General features: G+C 73.4%; 4 protein-coding genes and 1 pseudogene. All 5 read right to left on the bottom strand.

Translation table 11 applies throughout. The features are described 5' to 3' along the window. Positions 1-471 (bottom strand): annotated as a pseudogene (locus GTW40_RS33420) (hypothetical protein); the annotation flags it as partial. 173 nt (positions 472-644) lie between these two features. Continuing rightward, entirely contained in the window at positions 645-1292 is a 648-nt protein-coding gene (locus tag GTW40_RS28950; RefSeq protein ID WP_161183094.1) for a GNAT family protein, read from the bottom strand. Further along, entirely contained in the window at positions 1289-1846 is a 558-nt protein-coding gene (locus tag GTW40_RS28945; protein WP_161183093.1) for a MogA/MoaB family molybdenum cofactor biosynthesis protein, read from the bottom strand. Before GTW40_RS28945 ends, GTW40_RS28950 begins: the two co-directional genes overlap by 4 nt. After that, positions 1843-2322, bottom strand: coding sequence for a cyclic pyranopterin monophosphate synthase MoaC (gene moaC / locus GTW40_RS28940; protein ID WP_161183092.1), 480 nt, complete (start codon positions 2320-2322; stop codon positions 1843-1845). The genes GTW40_RS28945 and moaC overlap by 4 nt, the downstream gene beginning before the upstream one ends. A gap of 142 nt (positions 2323-2464) precedes the next feature. After that, positions 2465-3385, bottom strand: a 921-nt coding sequence (gene glp / locus GTW40_RS28935; RefSeq protein WP_161183091.1) for a gephyrin-like molybdotransferase Glp, incomplete at its 5' end; no start/stop codon positions are given.

The following is a 3385-nucleotide window of genomic DNA, read 5'->3' as shown; positions in this document are numbered from 1 at the left end:
GCGCTGCCGCACGGGCGCGGGCGCGGGCGCCGGTTCGGCCTCCGGCCGGTGCGCCTGCACCGGGTGCGCACCGGATCTGTGTCCCTGTGCCGCCGGATGCGAGCCGGAGTGATGCGCCTGCGCCGGAGGGGACTTGGGGGTCGGCTCGGGGCGTCCGGGCTCCTCCGCCGGGACGTCCGCGCGCGCCTGACGGCGGGTCGGAGGCATGGCGAAGGCCCGGACGTCCACCGAATCGGTGGCGGCGTCCGGGTCACCGGCGTCCGGCTCCCCCTCGTCGGCGGAGCGCGCCCGCAGGTCCTTGGCGTACCGGCGCTCCATCCCCGCCCGTCCGGACAGCAGCCGGATGGCGGTGCTGAAGCGTTCCGTCGGACGGGCCTCGTTCAGCTCGTCCTGCCTACGGAGCCACATCGGCACCAAGTAGGCGGCCCAGGCCCCGACGATGACTGCGTAAATGAGGCCGCTGCTGCTCACGCCTCACACGGTAGAGGGGTTTGTAGGGGGCCATCCGCCAATTGAGCCGGTGTGTCGCACGATCTGGCTGATATTCCGAGCTTTTTTTGCGATCGATGCGATCAGCCGACCGCCGACGTCATGAATTGATATGCCTCGGAACGGTCGGTGACCGATTAAATTCGAACACTTATTCAATTTCCGGAGGTCGGCTGATTACCGGACGCGTTCTGCGCGCGCGTGCGCCGCCAGCGGGAGAGCAGCCCGTCGGGGACCTCCTCCGCCGTGAGGGCGTAGACGAGGTGGTCGCGCCAGGCGCCGTCGATGTGCAGATAGCGCGGCCGCAGCCCTTCCTCGCGGAATCCGAGTTTCTCCACGACCCGGCGGCTGGGCCGGTTCTCGGGGCGAATGCACACCTCGAGCCGGTGCAGCCCGACCGAGCGGAAACAGTGGTCCACCACCAGCGCCACGGCGGTCGGCATGACCCCGCGCCCGGCGACGGACTCGTCCACCCAGTAGCCGATGTGCCCGGAACACATGGAGCCCCAGGTGATTCCGGCGACCGTGAGCTGGCCGACCAGACGGCCCTGGTACTCGATGACGAACGGCAGCATCCGCCCCGCGTGTGCCTCCGAGCGCAGATGGCGGACCATCTGGCGGTAGGTCGGCCGGTGCGTGATCGGGCCCTGCGGAGTGGGCGGCGGGATGGTCGCCTCCCAGGGGCGCAGCCAGTCCCGGTTGCGCCGGTTCACCTCGCGCCAGGCCCGCTGGTCGCGCAGTCTTATCGGCCGGAGGACGACATCCGCGTCCGCCAGCGCGACGGGCCATGACCGGCCGGTCAGCTCGCACCCCCGGAACCGGCGGCGTGCTCCGCCCCGGCGGGGCGGGGGTGGTCGCCGCCGCGGATCTGGTCCACGGCATGGATCAGCAGCGGCTCCAGGACGGCCAGGCCGTCGCGTACTCCCCCGGTCGAGCCGGGCAGGTTCACGATCACCGTGCCGCCCGCGACTCCGGCGAGGCCGCGCGAGAGGACGGCGGTGGGGATCTTCTCCCGGCCGTACGCCCGGATCGCCTCCGCGATGCCCGGCACCTCGTAGTCGAGCACCTCGCGGGTCGCCTCGGGGGTGCGGTCGGTGGGCGAGATGCCGGTGCCGCCGGTGGTGACGACCACGTCGTACCCGGCCGCCACGGCCTCGCGCAGGGCCGCCTTCACCGGCTCGCCGTCGGGCACCACCCAGGGGCCGTCCACGGCGAAGCCGAAGCCGCGCAGGCCCTCGGCGACCGCAGGTCCGCCCTTGTCGGCGTAGACCCCGGCGGCGGCCCGGTTGGAGGCGGTGACGACCAGCGCGCTGTACGGCGCGGTCAGGGCGCCGCCCAGGGGGGATTCCGCGCTCACGCCCGGCTCCAGTCGCCCGACTTGCCGCCCGTCTTCGTCTCGACGCGGACGTCGGTGATGACGGCGCCCTTGTCCACGGCCTTGATCATGTCGATCACGGTGAGCGCGGCGACCGACACGGCGGTGAGGGCCTCCATCTCGACGCCCGTGCGGTCGGTGGTCTTCACCGTGGCGGCGATCTCCACGGCGTCGTCCGTGACCGCGAGGTCCAGCTTCACGCCGGAGACCGACAGCGGGTGGCAGAGCGGGATCAGGTCGGGGGTGCGCTTGGCTCCCATGATCCCGGCGATGCGCGCGGTGGCGAGGGCGTCGCCCTTGGGCACTCCCTCGCCGCGCAGCAGCTCGATCACGCGGGGTGAGACGAGCACCCGGCCGGTGGCGCGCGCGGTGCGCGCCGTCACGTCCTTGCCGGATACGTCGACCATGCGGGCCGCGCCCGCCTCGTCGATGTGCGTCAGTCGGTCCTGCGTACTCATGGTGTGCCGTGCTCCCGGTCCCGGCCCGTCGCCGATGCTGGTTGTACGGGCCTGTGTGCGCGACACGGTACCTCCAAGTCGGCCCGGACACCGGGTCGAGACCCCGCGCGGCCCCTGCCCGGACCGCACGGAGGGCGCCCGGTCAGCCGAGCAGGACGACCTCCACCTCGGTGCCCGGCTCGGCCGAATCCACGTCCTCGGGAAGGACGATGAGGCAGTCGGCGTGGGCCAGCGCGGCGACCAGATGGGAGCCCGCGCCGCCCACCGGGGACACCTCGCCGTCGGTGTGCGTGCCGCGCAGGAACTGACGGCGGCCCTTGGGCGAGCGCAGCGGCTTGTCGGTCTTGAGGACCGCCCGGGTGCGCGGCCGGTGCACGTCCTCCAGCCCCATCAGGGCGCGGATCGCGGGGCGGACGAACAGCTCGAAGGAGACGTACGACGACACCGGGTTGCCGGGCAGCGCCAGCAGCGGGGTGTGGTCGGGGCCGATGGAGCCGAAGCCCTGCGGCTTGCCGGGCTGCATGGCGAGCTTGCGGAAGTCGACGCCGCCGGTCTCGTCCTCGTCACCGGCGCCGGAGAGCGCCTCCTTGACCACGTCGTACGCGCCGACGCTCACCCCGCCCGTGGTGACCAGCAGGTCGGCGCGGACGAGCTGGTCCTCGATGGTGGAGCGCAGCACGTCGGCGTCGTCCTCGACGGCGCCGACCCGGTAGGCGATGGCGCCCGCGTCCCGGGCGGCGGCGGCCAGCGCGAAGCTGTTGGAGTCGTGGATCTGTCCAGGGCCCAACGCCTCGCCCGGCTGGACGAGTTCGCTGCCCGTGGACATCACGACCACGCGCGGGCGCGGGCGCACCCGGACGCTGCCCCGGCCGATCGCGGCGAGCAGCGCGATCTGCGGCGGCCCGAGGACCGTACCGGCGGACAGGGCGAGGTCGCCGGCCCGCACGTCGCTGCCGCTGGGGCGCACGTGGGCGCCGGACTCGACGGCCTCGTAGACGCGCACCTGGCCCTCGGCGCCCTCGGGGGCGAGCGCGCGGGCGCGCATCCCGGTCGCCGGACCCTC

Origin of the sequence: Streptomyces sp. SID4985 (genome assembly GCF_009863025.1) — a bacterium.
Classification (GTDB): domain Bacteria; phylum Actinomycetota; class Actinomycetes; order Streptomycetales; family Streptomycetaceae; genus Streptomyces.
Note: the sequence above shows the minus strand (reverse complement) of the source record. Positions and strands in the feature narration are given on the sequence as shown.